This is a genomic window from Frigoribacterium sp. 9N, from assembly GCF_902506305.1.
Lineage (GTDB): Bacteria > Actinomycetota > Actinomycetes > Actinomycetales > Microbacteriaceae > Frigoribacterium.
Genome location: NZ_LR733392.1, coordinates 1,697,715 through 1,712,224, shown reverse-complemented (window position 1 = coordinate 1,712,224; position 14,510 = coordinate 1,697,715). Strand labels below are relative to the sequence as shown.

Genomic DNA, 14,510 nt, shown 5'->3' with positions numbered 1-14,510 from the left:
GCGGGGTGGGGAACGACGGGAGGCGCGGTGCGGTCGGCGGGACGGCCGCGCGTCAGGCGGTCTTCATGACGTTGGCCGTGAAGCCCTGCACCCGTTCGGCGAGTCCGGCCGAGCGGCGGGCGATCTGCTCGGGCGGGTTGAGGTGCGGGGGAGCGACCCGGATCAGCAGCGAGCAGGCGAGGTCTTCACAGATGTAGGTGCCGAGCGTGTTGCCGTTGAGCCCGGCCTCGCCGGCCTTGGGGGCGGTGAAGAGGCGTACCTGCGTGGCCGGCTGGGGTGAGTGGCAGAGCGAGCACATGGCGGCGATGCCGGGGCGCAGCGAACTGCTCGACGACCGGACGACGAGTCCGACGGGTCGGCCGTCCATCCAGTGGACGATGTAGCCGCGGTGATGGGCCTGCGGATCGCGCCAGCCGAGGAACTCGCGTTCCTCCCAGAGCATCTCGTGCAGTCCGGGGATCGGCAGGCGGTCGAGGTCGCCCGGCAGGGCGTTGACGAACGACTCGCGGATGTCGGTCTCGGTCAGCGGCTTCATGTTCTCCCTCGTGCCGTCGGGTCTCGTCAGCCTACGCGTCGGTCTAGCGTGGGCGCGTGACGATCCCGGAGGCCGACCGCGAGCTGATCGTCGCGCGTCGCCTCCGAGCCGCGGGCTGCGTCTTCGCCGAGGACGAGGCGCGCCTGCTGGTGGCCGCCGCCGACGCCGGAACCCGGCCCGACGCCGGAACCGAGGCCGTCGCCGACGCGCTCGAGTCGATGGTCGCCGACCGCGTCGCCGGACGACCGCTCGAGCAGATCCTCGGCTGGGCGGAGTTCGCGGGGCGGCGGATCGTCGTCGAGCCGGGCGTCTTCGTGCCCCGCCGCCGGACCGAGCTGGTCCTGGGGCAGGCCTCCGCGGCGCTCGTGGACGATGCGGCACCCGTGGACGAGGGCTGCGGTCAAGCGACACGTTCCCCCACCGTGCTCGAGCTCTGCTGCGGCGCCGCCGCCGTCGCGACCGTGCTCGCCGCCGAGCACCCCGGTCTCGACCTCTGGGCCACCGACCTCGACCCGGTCGCCGTGCACTGCGCCCGTCGCAACCTCGACGGGAGGGGGACCGTCGTCCGGGGCGACCTGTTCGACGGGCTGCCCCCGTCGCTGCGCGGCCGGTTCCGGGTGATCGCGGCGAACGCGCCCTACGTGCCGACCGGGGCGATCTCGTCCCTGCCCCCCGAGGCGCGCCTCCACGAGTCGTCGCTCGCCCTCGACGGCGGGGCCGACGGGCTCGACCTCCACCGACGGATCGCCGCCGAGGTCGGCGAGTGGCTGGCACCGGGCGGCACCCTCGTCCTCGAGACGAGCGAGCGTCAGGCTCCCGACACGCAGGAGGCGCTGGTCGCCGCCGGCCTGCGGGCCCGGGTCGTGCGCGACGACGAGATCGACGGCACGGTCGTCGTCGCCGTCGCGCGGTGAGGCGGTCGGCCCTCGGCGCGGTGGTCCGTGACCGGACTCAGACGTCGGCCGGGGTGACGGAGTCGACGACCGGGGCGTCGGGGGTGCCCGAGATCTGGCAGGTCCACTCCGTCGCGGGGCGGCCGTCGGCGAGGTGGCCCATCGTGACGGTGGCCACCGCGCCCGTGGCGCTGTCGCGGACGTCGTCGGCCTCGTAGGCCCACACGTCGCCGAGATACGGCAGGTCGGGGTACTGCTGACCGATCGCCGTGACGCACGCGTGCCAGGCAGGAGGCGCCTCCTGGGCCTGGGCCGTGGCGGGGGCGGGCGGCTCGGTCGTCGGGAGCGCGGTGGCGTCGGGCAGGGCCGTCGCGTCGTCCGAGACCGTGGGCGTGGGCGTCCGCGACGCCGCGGCCGTCGGGCCCGGGGACGAGGCCGGCGCGCCCCCGGCGCTCCCGGCGCACCCGGACACGAGCAGCACGAGGGCCAGGCCCGTGACGGCGAGGGCCGGGGCGGTTCGGTGGGACGGGCGGAGGCTGCGGGGCACGAGGGCTCCTCGAGGTGGGTGCGACACGGCGGGGTGTTGCACAGGGTAGCGAGTGGCCGGGCCGCCCACCACGCGCGACGCTGAGCCGACACGGAGGTTCGCCCGGCAGGCTGGTCGGATGACCGACACGGACAACCGCGAAAAGACCGCACTCGAACAGGCCATCAGCAAGGGCCAGGCGGGTGAGGGCGACATGAACAGCGTGCTCGCCGAGTTCGTCAACGCCCAGGTCGTCGTCGCCACGGCCACCGACGCGCAGGAGTCGCTGAACGACCTGCAGCCCGTGCTCTTCGACCGCGAGGGCGTGCCCATGCTGGCCGCCTTCACCCACGTCGACATGATCGGCGAGCAGGTCAAGGGCGTCGCCGAGTTCTCGGCGACCCTCCCGGCGGCTGAACTCGTCCAGGCCATCCCGGCCGAGACCGGCCTCGTCGTCAACCCGGGCAACCGCGAGGGCTTCGAGATGCTGCCCGAGGGCGTCGCCCAACTGGCGGACGACGTGCGCAAGCTCGTCGCCGACCACGAGGCGGCCGGTTCGCCCGAGCCCGGGCAGCCCTTCCGCGCCGTCTGACGCACCCGCACGACCCCACGACGCCCCGACCGAACCCGGTCGGGGCGTCCGTCGTCGTCCGGGTGGCCCGGATCGCGTGAGATCCCGAAACCTGCGTGTCACACGACGACGCTAGGCTGGCGCCACAATCGAACATCGGGCCACGAACACGTCGCGGGAGAGCCCCGGTGCGCAGAGACTGCGCCGACCGGGCACCGAAGGAGCAAGCTCCCCGCCAATCTCTCAGGTACGCGTACCGCGACGGACTGGCCACTCTGAAAAGCAGGAGGCGCGAGGCGGTCGACAGACCCCCTCGCCGGTCCTCGCCCACGGTGAAAACCGGCCTCGGCCGGTGAAGCTCTCAGGCCCATGACAGAGGGGGAGCCCCGACCGGCGGACCGCCGGACGGGGCTGCCCCGTCGTGCCCCATCCGCACGACACCGTTCCCGGCCGAGACACCTGGCGGCCGGTCCGTCCCTCTCAGGAGCACGATGTCCGACGCAGCCTCGAACCTTCCCGCCGCCCCCGGGCCCGACGACGACGACCTCGGCGGTGCCGAGGCGTCCGCCGTGCTCGAAGGCGACGTCGTCCTCTCCGACGACGGCACCGAGGGCATCGCCACCGGGCCGGGCGACGCCCACGACCTGACCGGTACCGACGAGCCCGACGAGCGCTACAGCCCGTTGCACGGGGTCCACGTCGCCGCCGGCGCCGTCTTCACCGACTTCGCGGGCTGGCAGATGCCGGTCCGTTACGACTCCGACCTCGCCGAGCACCACGCCGTCCGCACCGCCGCGGGGCTCTTCGACCTCTCGCACATGGCCGAGATCGCCGTGGTGGGGCCCGACGCCGGCGCCTTCCTCGACCACGCCCTGGCCGGCACCCTCTCGACCATCGCCGTCGGGCGGGCGAAGTACTCGCTCCTGCTCGCCGCCGAGGGCGGGATCGTCGACGACCTGGTCGTCTACCGCCTCGACGAGCACGACTTCCTGGTCGTGGCCAACGCGGGCAACCGCGAGGCGGCGTTCGCGGCGTTGGCGACCCGCGCCTCCGGGTTCGACGTCACCGTGGACGACGAGAGCGACGACACCGCGCTGATCGCGGTCCAGGGGCCCGAGAGCGAGGGCGTGCTCGACGAACTCGTCACGGCCGACCGCCTCCAGCCCGACGCCCCGCTGTCCACGCTGCGGTACTACCGCGTGCTGCAGGCCACCTTCGACGACGCCCCCGTGCTGATCGCGCGCACCGGGTACACCGGCGAGGACGGCTTCGAGCTCTACGTCGACCCCGAGACCGCCCCGTCGCTGTGGGCCGCGATCGCCGAGGCCGGCGGACCCCGGGGGATCGTCCCCGCGGGGCTGGCCAGCCGCGACACGCTCCGTCTCGAGGCCGGCATGCCGCTCTACGGCCACGAACTCGGCCTCGACGTCCGCCCCGACCAGGCCGGGCTCGGCCGGGTCGTCGACACCTCGAAGGACTTCGTCGGGCGCTCGAACGTCGAGCCCGCCGCCGGCGCCCGCGTCCTCGTCGGACTGACGCTCACCGGGCGCCGGGCCGCCCGGGCGGGCTACCCGGTCGTCACCGACGACGGCACCGTCGTCGGCGAGGTCACGAGCGGCGCGCTGTCGCCCACCCTCGGCCACCCGGTGGCCATGGCCTACGTCGACCCCGACGTCGTCGACCGCGGTCCCGCCCTGGCCGTCGACGTCCGCGGCACCGCCGTCGCCGCCACCGTCGTCCCGCTGCCCTTCTACAAGCGCTCCTAGGCACCCCCTCCCTCGAAAGGACCGGCCATGACCGATCTCACCGCACTGAAGTACACCGCCGAGCACGAGTGGCTCCTGATCGACGGCGACACCGCCACCGTGGGCATCACCGACTACGCCGCCGACAAGCTGGGCGACGTCGTCTACGTCGACCTGCCCGCCGAGGGCACCGAGGTCGAGACCGGCACGGTCGTCGGCGAGATCGAGTCGACCAAGTCGGTCGGCGAGCTGTTCGCCCCCGCGCTCGGCACGGTCCTCGAGGCCAACCAGGCCGTCGTCGACAGCCCCGACCTCGTCAACAGCGACCCGTTCGGCGACGGCTGGCTCATCAAGATCACCCTGTCGTCGACCGACGGCCAGGGCCTGCTCTCGCGCGACGAGTACGTCGCGCTGACCGCCGAATGAGCGCCGAGCAGACGGGCGGGTCCGTCTTCGGCGGCTGGTCCGACCAGGTCGCCACCGGCTTCGTCGACCGCCACGTCGGCACCACCCCGGACGACCAGGCGACCATGCTGGCCGCCGTGGGGCATGACAGCGTCGAGTCGCTCGTCGCGGCCGCCGTGCCCGACGCGATCCACGCCGCGCCCGTCGAGGGCAGCGTGCTGCCCGAGCCGATCGGCGAAGAAGAGGCGCTCGCCGAGCTGCGGGCCCTCGCGGGTCGCAACCGCGTCTCCCGCAGCCTCCTCGGTCTCGGGTACTACGACACCGTCACCCCGGCCGTCATCCAGCGCAACGTGCTCGAGAACCCCAGCTGGTACACCGCCTACACGCCGTACCAGCCCGAGATCTCGCAGGGTCGACTCGAGGCCCTCATCAACTTCCAGACGATGGTGGCCGAGCTGACCGGGCTCTCGACCGCCAACGCGTCGATGCTCGACGAGGGCACGGCCGTCGTCGAGGGCATGCTGCTGGCCCGCCGTGCGTCCAAGGCGAAGACCGACGTCTTCGTCGTCGACAGCGACACCTTCCCGCAGACCAAGGCCCTGCTCGCCGGCCGCGCCGAGGCCGTCGGGATCGAACTCGTCGAGCTCGACCTCTCGGTGCTCGACCCCGCCGAGCTGCCCGAGTCGTTCGGCCTCTTCGTCCAGTACCCCGCGGCGTCCGGGTCCGTCTGGAGCCCGCGTGCCGTCGTCGAGGCGGCCCACGCCCAGGGCGGTCTGGCCGTCGTCGCCGCCGACCTGCTCGCGCTCACGCTGATCGAGGCACCCGGCGAGTTCGGGGCCGACGTCGCCGTGGGCACCAGCCAGCGCTTCGGCGTGCCGATGGGCTTCGGCGGTCCGCACGCGGGCTACATGGCCGTCCGCACGGGGCTCGAGCGTCAGCTGCCCGGGCGCCTGGTCGGGGTCTCGCAGGACGCCGTCGGGCAGCCCGCCTACCGCCTCAGCCTGCAGACCCGCGAGCAGCACATCCGTCGCGAGAAGGCCACGTCGAACATCTGCACCGCACAGGTGCTGCTCGCCGTGATGGCGTCGATGTACGCGGTCTACCACGGCCCCTGGGGGCTGCGGCACATCGCGACGCGCGTGCACGGCCACGCCTCCGACCTGGCGGCCGCAATCGGGGCGAGCGAGCTCGAGCTCGAGCGGGACTCGTTCTTCGACACCCTTCAGGTCTTCGTCCCGGGTCGGGCGGCCGAGATCGTCGCCGCGGCACACGCTCGGGGCTACCTGCTGCACGCCGTCGACGACGACTGCGTCCGTCTCTCGTTCGACGAGACCACGACGCGGGACGACGTCCGGGTCGTCGCCGAGGTGCTCGGCGTCGAGCTGCTCGACGATGCCGCACCCTCGGGCCTGCAGGAGGCGCTGCTGCGGACGAGCGACTACCTCACGCACCCGGTCTTCCGCACCCACCGCAGCGAGACCAGCATGATGCGCTACCTCAAGCACCTGGCCGACAAGGACTACGCGCTCGACCGCGGGATGATCCCGCTCGGCAGCTGCACGATGAAGCTCAACGCGGCGACCGAGATGGCCGCGGTCACCTGGCCCGAGTTCGCCGGCGTGCATCCGTTCGCCCCGGCCGACGACGTGGCGGGGTACCTCGACCTGATCGGTCAGCTCGAGGGATGGCTGGCCGAGGTCACGGGCTACGACACGGTCTCGCTGCAGCCCAACGCCGGCAGCCAGGGCGAACTCGCGGGTCTCCTCGCGATCCGCGGTTACCACCTGTCGAACGGCGACGGCGAGCGGACGGTGTGCCTGATCCCGCAGAGCGCGCACGGTACGAACGCGGCCAGCGCGGTGCTCGCGGGCATGCGCGTCGTCGTGGTGGCCTGTGACGAGGGCGGCAACGTCGATCTCGACGACCTGCGCGCCAAGGTCGAGCAGCACGCGGCCCAGCTCGCGGCGCTCATGATCACCTACCCGTCGACGCACGGCGTGTACGAGCACGACATCGTCGCCCTCACCGACGCCGTGCACGCGGCCGGAGGCCAGGTCTACGTCGACGGGGCGAACCTCAACGCCCTGCTCGGGGTGGCGCGCTTCGGCGACTTCGGCGGCGACGTCTCGCACCTCAACCTGCACAAGACCTTCTGCATCCCGCACGGTGGGGGCGGTCCGGGCGTGGGTCCGGTCGCGGCCATGGCCCACCTCGCGCCCTTCCTGCCCGGTCACCCGATGGCCCAGCAGGCCGACCGTCGCACGGGTTCGGCCCCCGCGGCCGAGGGGGACCGTCTCGCCCACGCCGGCGTGCCCGTCTCGAGTGCTCCGTACGGGTCGCCGAGCATCCTGCCGATCAGCTGGGCCTACGTGCGCATGATGGGCACCGAGGGCCTCACCCGGGCGACCGGGGCGGCCGTCCTGGCGGCCAACTACGTCGCCGCCCGCCTCCGCGAGCACTTCCCCGTGCTGTACGCGGGCGAGAACGGCCTCGTCGCGCACGAGTGCATCCTCGACCTGCGGCCGTTGCGCGACGCGACCGGGGTCACCGTCGACGACGTGGCCAAGCGCCTCATCGACTACGGCTTCCACGCCCCGACCATGTCGTTCCCCGTCGCGGGAACCCTCATGGTCGAGCCGACCGAGAGCGAGGACCTCGCCGAGATCGACCGCTTCGTCGACGCGATGATCGCGATCAAGGGCGAAGCCGACGCCGTGGCGGCTGGTCGGTACACCGCCGAGTCGAGCCCGTTGCGCGGTGCGCCGCACACGGCCGAGTCGGTCGTCGTGGGCGAGTGGACCGCCGAGTACGGCCGCGAAGAGGCCGTGTACCCGGTCCGCTCGCTCGTGCGCAGCAAGTACTGGCCGCCGGTGCGTCGCATCGACCAGGCCTACGGTGACCGCAACCTGTTCTGCAACTGCCCGCCGGCCGAGGCGTTCGCCTAGATCGCGTCCGGCGCCGACCGCGCCTCGGACGGGAAACCGCCAGCACCCGATCCCGTCGAGTGCTGGCGGTTTCCTCGGACGGGAAACCGCCAGCACCCGATCCCGTCGGGTGCTGGCGGTTCCCTCTGGGTCCCTCGGGCGTCGGCCGCCGAGTGTCGCGGAGGGCGTTCACGTAGCGGCGACCGTCCCGATCGACGCCCGGGGGACAGCTCACGCTGTGTGGCTAGCTCGGGGTGCTCCGACCCGTGGATACATCAGACTCGCCCCCCGAACGAGTGTCAAGACCCAGTTCCGCCCGCGAGCGTCCCCGGACGTTCCGTGCCGGTGCGTCAGGACGGCAGCCCGAAGAGGGTGGGGAAGGTCGTCGCGGCCCACGGGTAACCCACGAAGACGGCCGCGTCCATCAGGACGTGCGCGACGACGAGCGGCAGCACCCGGCCGAACCGTACGTAGAGCCAGCCGAAGGCGACGCCCATGACCACGTTGCCGACGAAGGCGCCGAACCCCTGGTAGAGGTGGTAGCTGCCGCGGAGCACGGCCGCCGTCACGATGATCGACCACGTGCGCCAACCGAGGTCGCGGAGGCGCGCGAAGAGGTAGGCGACGACGATCACCTCCTCGGTCACCCCCGCCCGCAACGCCGACAGCAGCAGCACGGGGACGGTCCACCAGTGCTCGCCGAGGTTCGTCGGCACGACGGTGACCGTCAGGTCGAGCGCCTTGCCCACGAGGTAGAGGCCGATGCCGGGGATGCCGATGGCGAGGGCCAGCCCGACGCCGCCGAGGGTGTCCCGTCCGGCACGCGAGAAGTCGACGCCGAGACGTCCCAGGTGGGGTCGTTCCTCGCGCCACAACAGAAAAGCCACGAGCACCACCGGCACGAGGTCCACCGCGACGCCGAGCACCTGGTAGGCGAGGTCGAAGAACTCCCGACTGCTCAGTGGTGAGTTCAGCGTGGCGGTCTGCTGCGAGAGGGCGGTCTGCTGGGTGAGGCGGTTCACGATCGAGAGCACCGAGTACACGGCCGACGCGCCGAGCGAGAGCCCGAGGACGATCGCGATCTCGACCCGGAGGCGCGCTCGGGTCATCGGGGCCGGGCGCGGTGCGAGGGCATCACGTGGTGTCACGGCGGAGGCGGGGTCCTGGGGGGTCCTGGGGGCGGCTCACGGGGGCGATCGTACGGGACCGGCGTGGGTGGGCCGACCCGCGCCTCCTGCCGTGGCGGAGAACAATACCTGCCAGGTGGCGGATTTCTCGCAGCCGATTCATGCGAACTTCAGGCCCCACACGCAACGAACCGGGTGCCGACGCAACGATCCGGCGAGTTGGTTTCCGTCGTGTAACCGTTGACGTCGGGGTTTGGTGATGCCCGAACGGGGTGCCTAGGCTCACACCATCCAACGCGGCACGGCCCCTGGGCACAGTGCTGCGTCCTTTCCCGCATCAGGAGGAACATTGAAGAAGACGCGCATGGGCCTGTCGGCCGTCGCCGTCGTGGGGACGGCAGCACTCGTCCTCACCGGTTGCGCCAGCGGCAGCGGGGACGACGACACGTCGTCCGGTGACGCTACCGCGATCATCAAGACGAACGGCACCGAGCCCGAGAACCCGCTCGTCCCGTCGAACACCACCGAGACCGGTGGTGGCCGCATCGTCACCTCGATCTTCGCCGGTCTCGTCAGCTACAACGCCGACGGCACCACCAAGAACGAGGTGGCCGACAGCATCGAGAGCGACGACGCCACCGTGTGGACCGTCACGCTCAAGGACGGCTGGAAGTTCACCGACGGCACCGACGTCACGAGCGAGTCCTTCACGAAGGCCTGGAACTGGGCGGCGAGCTTCGACAACGTCGCGAACTCGTCCGGCAGCTCGTTCTTCGAGAACTTCAAGGGCTACAGCGACACCGAGCAGAGCGACCTCGACCTCACCGTCGAGAGCCCGACCGAGTTCACGGTGACGCTCAACACCCCCGAGGCCGACTTCCCGCTGCGCCTCGGCTACTCGGCCTACTCGCCGCTGCCCGAGTCGTTCTACGCCGACCCCGCCGCGTTCGGCGAGAACCCGGTCGGCAACGGCCCGTACATGCTCGACGGTGAAGGCGCCTGGACGCACAACCAGGGCATCAAGCTCAAGACGAACCCCGACTACGACGGCAACCGCAAGCCGAAGAACGGCGGGCTCGACATCAACTTCTACACCTCGCTCGACTCGGCCTACGCCGACGTGCAGGGTGGCAACCTCGACGTGCTCGACCAGATCGGCCCGGCGGCGTTCCAGACGTACCAGAGCGACTTCCCCGACACGAACGTCAACCAGCCCGCCGCGGTCTTCCAGGGCATGACGATCCCGCAGTACCTCGCTCACTTCGGTGACGACGAAGAGGGCGACCTGCGTCGTCAGGCCATCTCGATGTCCATCAACCGCGACGACGTCACGAAGGTCATCTTCCAGGGCACGCGGACGCCGGCCAAGGACTTCACCTCGCCCGTCATCCCCGGTTACACCGACGAGCTCGAGGGTGAGAGCGTCCTCTCGTTCGACGCCGACAAGGCCAAGGACCTCTGGGACCAGGCCGACGCGATCTCGCCCTACGGCGACACCACGTTCACCATCGGCTACAACTCCGACGGTGGACACCAGGAGTGGGTGGACGCGGTCACCGCGAACATCTCGAAGACGCTGGGCATCAAGGCCGAGGGCAAGCCCTACCCGACCTTCGCCGAGTTCCGCACCGACGCCTCGGGTGGTGCCATGACCGGCGCCTTCCGTTCGGGTTGGCAGGCCGACTACCCGTCGCTGTACAACTTCCTGTACCCGACGATGGCCACCGACGGCAGCTCGAACGATGGCAAGTACTCGAACCCCGAGTTCGACGACCTGCTCGCCGAGGGCAGTGCCGCGAGCGACGTGGACGACGCGAACGCCTCGTACCAGAAGGCCCAGGAGGTCCTGCTCAAGGACCTGCCGATCATCCCGCTGTGGTACGCGAACGTCAACGGCGTCTGGGCCGACACGGTGAGCAACGTCGAGTACGGCTGGGACTCCGTGCCGATCTACGAGAACATCACCAAGTAACCAAGTAAGGTCGTCGCTCACGCGCTCGACCGACGCTCGACGGGGTCCGGGCAGTGTTCGCACTGTCCGGACCCCTTCGGCGGGCCCACCCACCTCTCCCTCCACACGATTGCGATAACGATGCACGCGCAGACGTCCGAGGAAGCCTGATGCTCTGGTACACCGGACGCCGGCTCCTCCAACTGATCCCCGTCTTCTTCGGGGCGACGTTCCTCATCTACTTCATGGTCTTCGCGCTGCCCGGTGACCCCGTGGCGGCGCTGTTCGGCGACAAGACCCCGTCGCCGGCCGTCATCGAGGCCATCCGCGCCGAGTACAACCTCGACCAACCGTTCATCGTGCAGTACCTGCTGTACATCGGCGGCCTGTTCACCGGCGACCTCGGCACGACCTTCTCCGGGCGTCCCGTGGTCGACGAGCTGATCCGCGCGTTCCCGATCACGTTCCGGCTCGCGATGCTCGCCCTGCTCTTCGAGGCCGTCGCCGGCATCGTCGTGGGCCTGATCGCCGGGCTCCGCAAGGGCAAGCTCTTCGACACGAGCGCCCTCGTCGTCAGCCTGCTGCTCATCTCGGTGCCGACGTTCGTCATCGGCTTCCTGCTGCAGTACGTCTTCGGCATCCAGCTCGGCCTGTTCCGCACGACGGTCAGTTCGCAGGCGCCCTGGGACGAACTCGTCCTGCCGGCCATCGTGCTCGCCTCGGTGTCGTTCGCGTACATCGTCCGCCTGACCCGCGCCTCCGTGTCCGAGAACTCGAGCGCGGACTTCGTGCGCACCGCGTCGGCGAAGGGCCTCACCCGTGGCCGCGTCGTCACGGTGCACATCCTGCGCAACTCGCTCGTCCCCGTGGTCACCTACCTCGGCGTCGACATCGGTTCGCTGATGGTCGGTGCCATCGTCACCGAGGGAATCTTCAACATCCAGGGCGTCGGCGGAACCGTCTACCGAGCGATCACGCTCGGCGAGGGCCCCACCGTCGTCTCGTTCGTCGCCGTGATGGTGATCATCTTCATGATCGCCAACCTCCTCGTCGACCTGCTGTACGCCCTTCTCGACCCGAGGATCCGCTATGCCAAGTAACGACTCGTCGGCGTTGTCCGCCGACCACTTCGTCGCCGATCTCGACGAGACGCCCGTCAAGGCCGTCGACGCGATCGACGAGTCCGAGAAACCCCGCAGCAGCTGGAACGACGCGTGGGACGCCATGAAGCGTCGCCCGACGTTCTGGATCGCGGCGTTCCTCATCGTCGTCGTCATCACGGTGGCGCTCTTCCCGGGGCTGTTCACCAGCGTCTCGCCGACGGCCGCCGACCTGCCCCGCAGCAACGAGGGCCCGTCGGCCGGGCACCTGCTCGGTTTCACCTTCCAGGGAACGGACGTGTTCGCCCGCATCGTCTGGGGCACCCGTGCCTCGTTGACCGTCGGACTGCTGGCGACGATCATCGTCACGATCGTCGGCATCGTCATCGGGTCGCTCGCCGGGTTCTACGGCGGATGGCTCGACGCGATCGTCTCGCGCCTGGGCGACATCTTCTTCGCGATCCCCACCGTCCTCGGTGCCATCGTGTTGATGTCCATCCTGCCGACCAGGACGCCCCTCACCGTGGCCCTCGTGCTGTCGGTGTTCGCCTGGCCCCAGATCGCGCGCGTCATGCGTGGTTCGGTCCTCAGCGCCCGGGCCGCCGACTACGTCACGGCCTCCGCGGCGCTCGGCGTGTCCCGCTTCCGCATCCTGGTCCGACACGTCGTGCCGAACGCCATCACCCCGGTCATCGTCGTGGCGACCGTCTCACTCGGCACGTTCATCGTGGCCGAGGCGACGCTGTCGTTCCTCGGCATCGGGCTGCCGCCGAGCACCATGTCCTGGGGCAACGACATCAACGCCGCACGCAACTCGCTCCGCGTCGCGCCGATGCCCCTCTTCTGGCCCGCAGCGGCGTTGTCCGTGACGGTGCTGTCGTTCCTCCTCATGGGCGACGTCGTGCGCGACGCCCTCGACCCGAAGGCGAGGGCACGTCGATGACCGACACCTCAACCCGACCCGAGACGGCGGGCACCGCGTCGTCCTCGACGCCCCTGCTCGAGATCAAGGGCCTGAAGATCGGCTTCAAGACGCAGGCCGGGTACGTCGACGCCGTGCGCGGGGTCGACCTGACGATCCGCCAGGGCGAGAGCCTCGCGATCGTGGGCGAGTCCGGCTCGGGCAAGTCGACGACCGCCACGTCGATCATCGACCTGCTGCCCGGCACGGGAGAGGTCACCGGCGGCCAGATCCTCTTCGAGGGCAAGGACCTCACGAAGGTCAGCGCGTCCGAGATGCAGGCCATCCGTGGTCGCGACATCGGCTACGTGCCGCAGGACCCCATGTCGAACCTCAACCCCGTCTGGAGCATCGGCTTCCAGGTCGAGGAGGCCATCCGGGCGAACGGCGTCGCGACCGGCAAGCAGGCCGTGCGCCAGCGAGCCATCGACGTCCTGAAGGAGGCCGGGCTCAACGACGCGGGCGACCGCCTCAAGCAGTTCCCCCACCAGTTCTCGGGCGGCATGCGCCAGCGTGTGCTGATCGGCATCGGCCTGTCGTCGCGGCCCAAGCTCCTGATCGCCGACGAGCCCACCTCGGCCCTCGACGTGACCGTCCAGCGCCGCATCCTCGACCACCTCGAGACCCTGACCCGCGACTACGGCACCTCTGTGCTCTTCATCACGCACGACCTCGGCCTCGCCGCCGAACGGGCCGAGAAGCTCGTCGTCATGTACAAGGGTCGCGTCGTCGAGTCGGGGCCGTCCAAAGAGATCCTCGCCAATCCTCAGCACCCCTACACGCAGCGACTCGTCGCCGCCGCTCCTTCGCTGGCCAGCCAGCGCATCCAGTCGAGCATCGCACCCACGCACTCCCACGGGCTCGCGATCTCCGACGAAGGCGCCGACGACGCCGAGCTCATCGCTCGCGCCCGTCAGCGCGAGGAGGCCGGCAAGAAGGACTCCGAGTACATCTCGGTGACGAACCTGTCCAAGGTCTACAAGATCCGCCAGGGCGGCTTCAAGACGACCGAACTCCGGGCCGTCGACGACGTGTCCTTCTCGATCCCGCGGGGCACGACGATGGCACTCGTGGGCGAGTCCGGTTCGGGCAAGTCGACCGTGGCCAAGCTCGTGCTCCAGCTCGAGTCGATCACCTCGGGCACCGTCGCGGTCGGCGGCCAGAGCGTCGGGGCGCTGAAGGGCCGCGAGCTCTTCGACTTCCGTCGTCGCGTCCAGCCGGTCTTCCAGGACCCCTACGGCTCTCTCGACCCGATGTACAGCGTGGGCAACACCATCGCCGAACCGCTCGTCACGCACGGCATCGGCGACCGGGCCAGCCGTCAAGCCCGCGTCCGCGAGTTGCTCGACCAGGTGTCCCTGCCCGCGTCGACGGTCAACCGGTACCCGAACGAGCTCTCCGGTGGTCAGCGCCAGCGCATCGCCGTCGCTCGGGCGCTCGCCCTCAAGCCCGACGTCATCGTCCTCGACGAGGCGGTCTCGGCACTGGACGTCCTCGTCCAGGGGCAGATCCTCGACCTGCTCACCGACCTGCAGACCGAACTCGGGCTGACCTACCTCTTCATCACGCACGACCTCGCCGTCGTCCGCCTCATCGCGGACAACGTCAGCGTCATGCAGAAGGGTCGCGTCGTCGAGGCCGGCACCACGGACGACATCTTCGCGAACCCGGCGCAGCAGTACACCCGTGAACTACTCGAGGCGATCCCCGGCGCGAACTTCGAGTTCGGTCGGTAGTCGACCCGCGCCTCCTGGTGTCGAAGGGGCCCCTCC

The 14,510-nt window shown here is 70.6% G+C and carries 12 protein-coding genes and 2 riboswitches; of the genes, 9 read left to right on the top strand and 3 right to left on the bottom strand.

Translation table 11 applies throughout. From position 1 onward, the window contains the following. Nucleotides 1-52 precede the first annotated feature (52 nt). The gene (locus ARTHRO9V_RS11050) at nucleotides 53-535 is read right to left on the bottom strand and encodes an FBP domain-containing protein (RefSeq protein WP_056048726.1); all 483 of its coding nucleotides are present in this window, start codon (nucleotides 533-535) and stop codon (nucleotides 53-55) included. Nucleotides 536-591: 56 nt separating this feature from the next. On the opposite strand from ARTHRO9V_RS11050, the gene ARTHRO9V_RS11045 reads away from it, so the two are divergent. Next, nucleotides 592-1,449, top strand: coding sequence for a putative protein N(5)-glutamine methyltransferase (locus tag ARTHRO9V_RS11045; RefSeq protein ID WP_236557032.1), 858 nt, complete (start codon nucleotides 592-594; stop codon nucleotides 1,447-1,449). 37 nt (nucleotides 1,450-1,486) lie between these two features. On the opposite strand, the gene ARTHRO9V_RS11040 is transcribed toward ARTHRO9V_RS11045, so the two are convergent. After that, nucleotides 1,487-1,975, bottom strand: coding sequence for a hypothetical protein (locus tag ARTHRO9V_RS11040; RefSeq protein WP_056048723.1), 489 nt, complete (start codon nucleotides 1,973-1,975; stop codon nucleotides 1,487-1,489). Between the two features lie 118 nt (nucleotides 1,976-2,093). Here ARTHRO9V_RS11040 and ARTHRO9V_RS11035 point away from each other — a divergent pair, with 118 nt between their 5' ends. The 4 genes from ARTHRO9V_RS11035 to gcvP all read left to right on the top strand — a co-directional run bounded on the left by ARTHRO9V_RS11035 (nucleotide 2,094) and on the right by gcvP (nucleotide 7,620). After that, nucleotides 2,094-2,546 (top strand): SseB family protein, encoded by a 453-nt coding sequence (locus tag ARTHRO9V_RS11035; protein ID WP_159827138.1) that lies wholly within the window; start codon nucleotides 2,094-2,096, stop codon nucleotides 2,544-2,546. A 144-nt stretch (nucleotides 2,547-2,690) separates the two neighbouring features. Continuing rightward, a riboswitch (glycine riboswitch) is annotated at nucleotides 2,691-2,794 on the top strand. Between the two features lies 1 nt (nucleotide 2,795). Further along, nucleotides 2,796-2,908, top strand: a riboswitch (glycine riboswitch). A gap of 261 nt (nucleotides 2,909-3,169) precedes the next feature. Further along, entirely contained in the window at nucleotides 3,170-4,291 is a 1,122-nt protein-coding gene (gene gcvT, locus ARTHRO9V_RS11030; RefSeq protein WP_370274467.1) for a glycine cleavage system aminomethyltransferase GcvT, read from the top strand. Nucleotides 4,292-4,318: 27 nt separating this feature from the next. Then, nucleotides 4,319-4,696, top strand: coding sequence for a glycine cleavage system protein GcvH (gene gcvH / locus ARTHRO9V_RS11025; protein ID WP_056048718.1), 378 nt, complete (start codon nucleotides 4,319-4,321; stop codon nucleotides 4,694-4,696). Between the two features lie 104 nt (nucleotides 4,697-4,800). After that, on the top strand, nucleotides 4,801-7,620 hold the full coding sequence (gcvP, locus tag ARTHRO9V_RS11020; protein WP_236557093.1) for an aminomethyl-transferring glycine dehydrogenase: 2,820 nt from the start codon (nucleotides 4,801-4,803) through the stop codon (nucleotides 7,618-7,620). A 329-nt stretch (nucleotides 7,621-7,949) separates the two neighbouring features. On the opposite strand, the gene ARTHRO9V_RS11015 is transcribed toward gcvP, so the two are convergent. Next, nucleotides 7,950-8,708 (bottom strand): CPBP family intramembrane glutamic endopeptidase, encoded by a 759-nt coding sequence (locus ARTHRO9V_RS11015; protein ID WP_159827129.1) that lies wholly within the window; start codon nucleotides 8,706-8,708, stop codon nucleotides 7,950-7,952. A 367-nt stretch (nucleotides 8,709-9,075) separates the two neighbouring features. On the opposite strand from ARTHRO9V_RS11015, the gene ARTHRO9V_RS11010 reads away from it, so the two are divergent. The 4 genes from ARTHRO9V_RS11010 to ARTHRO9V_RS10995 all read left to right on the top strand — a co-directional run bounded on the left by ARTHRO9V_RS11010 (nucleotide 9,076) and on the right by ARTHRO9V_RS10995 (nucleotide 14,474). Continuing rightward, a complete protein-coding gene (locus tag ARTHRO9V_RS11010) occupies nucleotides 9,076-10,698 on the top strand; it encodes an ABC transporter substrate-binding protein (protein ID WP_056048711.1) in 1,623 nt (540 codons plus the stop codon). 149 nt (nucleotides 10,699-10,847) lie between these two features. Next, nucleotides 10,848-11,777 (top strand): ABC transporter permease, encoded by a 930-nt coding sequence (locus ARTHRO9V_RS11005; protein WP_043595472.1) that lies wholly within the window; start codon nucleotides 10,848-10,850, stop codon nucleotides 11,775-11,777. Continuing rightward, nucleotides 11,767-12,720 (top strand): ABC transporter permease, encoded by a 954-nt coding sequence (locus ARTHRO9V_RS11000; protein WP_159827126.1) that lies wholly within the window; start codon nucleotides 11,767-11,769, stop codon nucleotides 12,718-12,720. The genes ARTHRO9V_RS11005 and ARTHRO9V_RS11000 overlap by 11 nt, the downstream gene beginning before the upstream one ends. After that, nucleotides 12,717-14,474: an ABC transporter ATP-binding protein gene (locus ARTHRO9V_RS10995; RefSeq protein ID WP_123571558.1), complete on the top strand. Its 1,758-nt coding sequence runs from the start codon at nucleotides 12,717-12,719 to the stop codon at nucleotides 14,472-14,474. The genes ARTHRO9V_RS11000 and ARTHRO9V_RS10995 overlap by 4 nt, the downstream gene beginning before the upstream one ends. Nucleotides 14,475-14,510: the final 36 nt, after the last annotated feature.

Bases quoted from the DNA above. Each gene is read 5' to 3' on its own strand.
- ARTHRO9V_RS11050 (WP_056048726.1), bottom strand. From the start codon at position 535: ATGAAGCCGCTGACCGAGACCGACATCCGCGAGTCGTTCGTCAACGCC.
- ARTHRO9V_RS11035 (WP_159827138.1), top strand. From the start codon at position 2,094: ATGACCGACACGGACAACCGCGAAAAGACCGCACTCGAACAGGCCATC.
- gcvH (WP_056048718.1), top strand. From the start codon at position 4,319: ATGACCGATCTCACCGCACTGAAGTACACCGCCGAGCACGAGTGGCTC.
- gcvP (WP_236557093.1), top strand. From the start codon at position 4,801: ATGCTGGCCGCCGTGGGGCATGACAGCGTCGAGTCGCTCGTCGCGGCC.
- ARTHRO9V_RS11015 (WP_159827129.1), bottom strand. From the start codon at position 8,708: ATGACCCGAGCGCGCCTCCGGGTCGAGATCGCGATCGTCCTCGGGCTC.
- ARTHRO9V_RS11005 (WP_043595472.1), top strand. From the start codon at position 10,848: ATGCTCTGGTACACCGGACGCCGGCTCCTCCAACTGATCCCCGTCTTC.
- ARTHRO9V_RS11000 (WP_159827126.1), top strand. From the start codon at position 11,767: ATGCCAAGTAACGACTCGTCGGCGTTGTCCGCCGACCACTTCGTCGCC.
- ARTHRO9V_RS10995 (WP_123571558.1), top strand. From the start codon at position 12,717: ATGACCGACACCTCAACCCGACCCGAGACGGCGGGCACCGCGTCGTCC.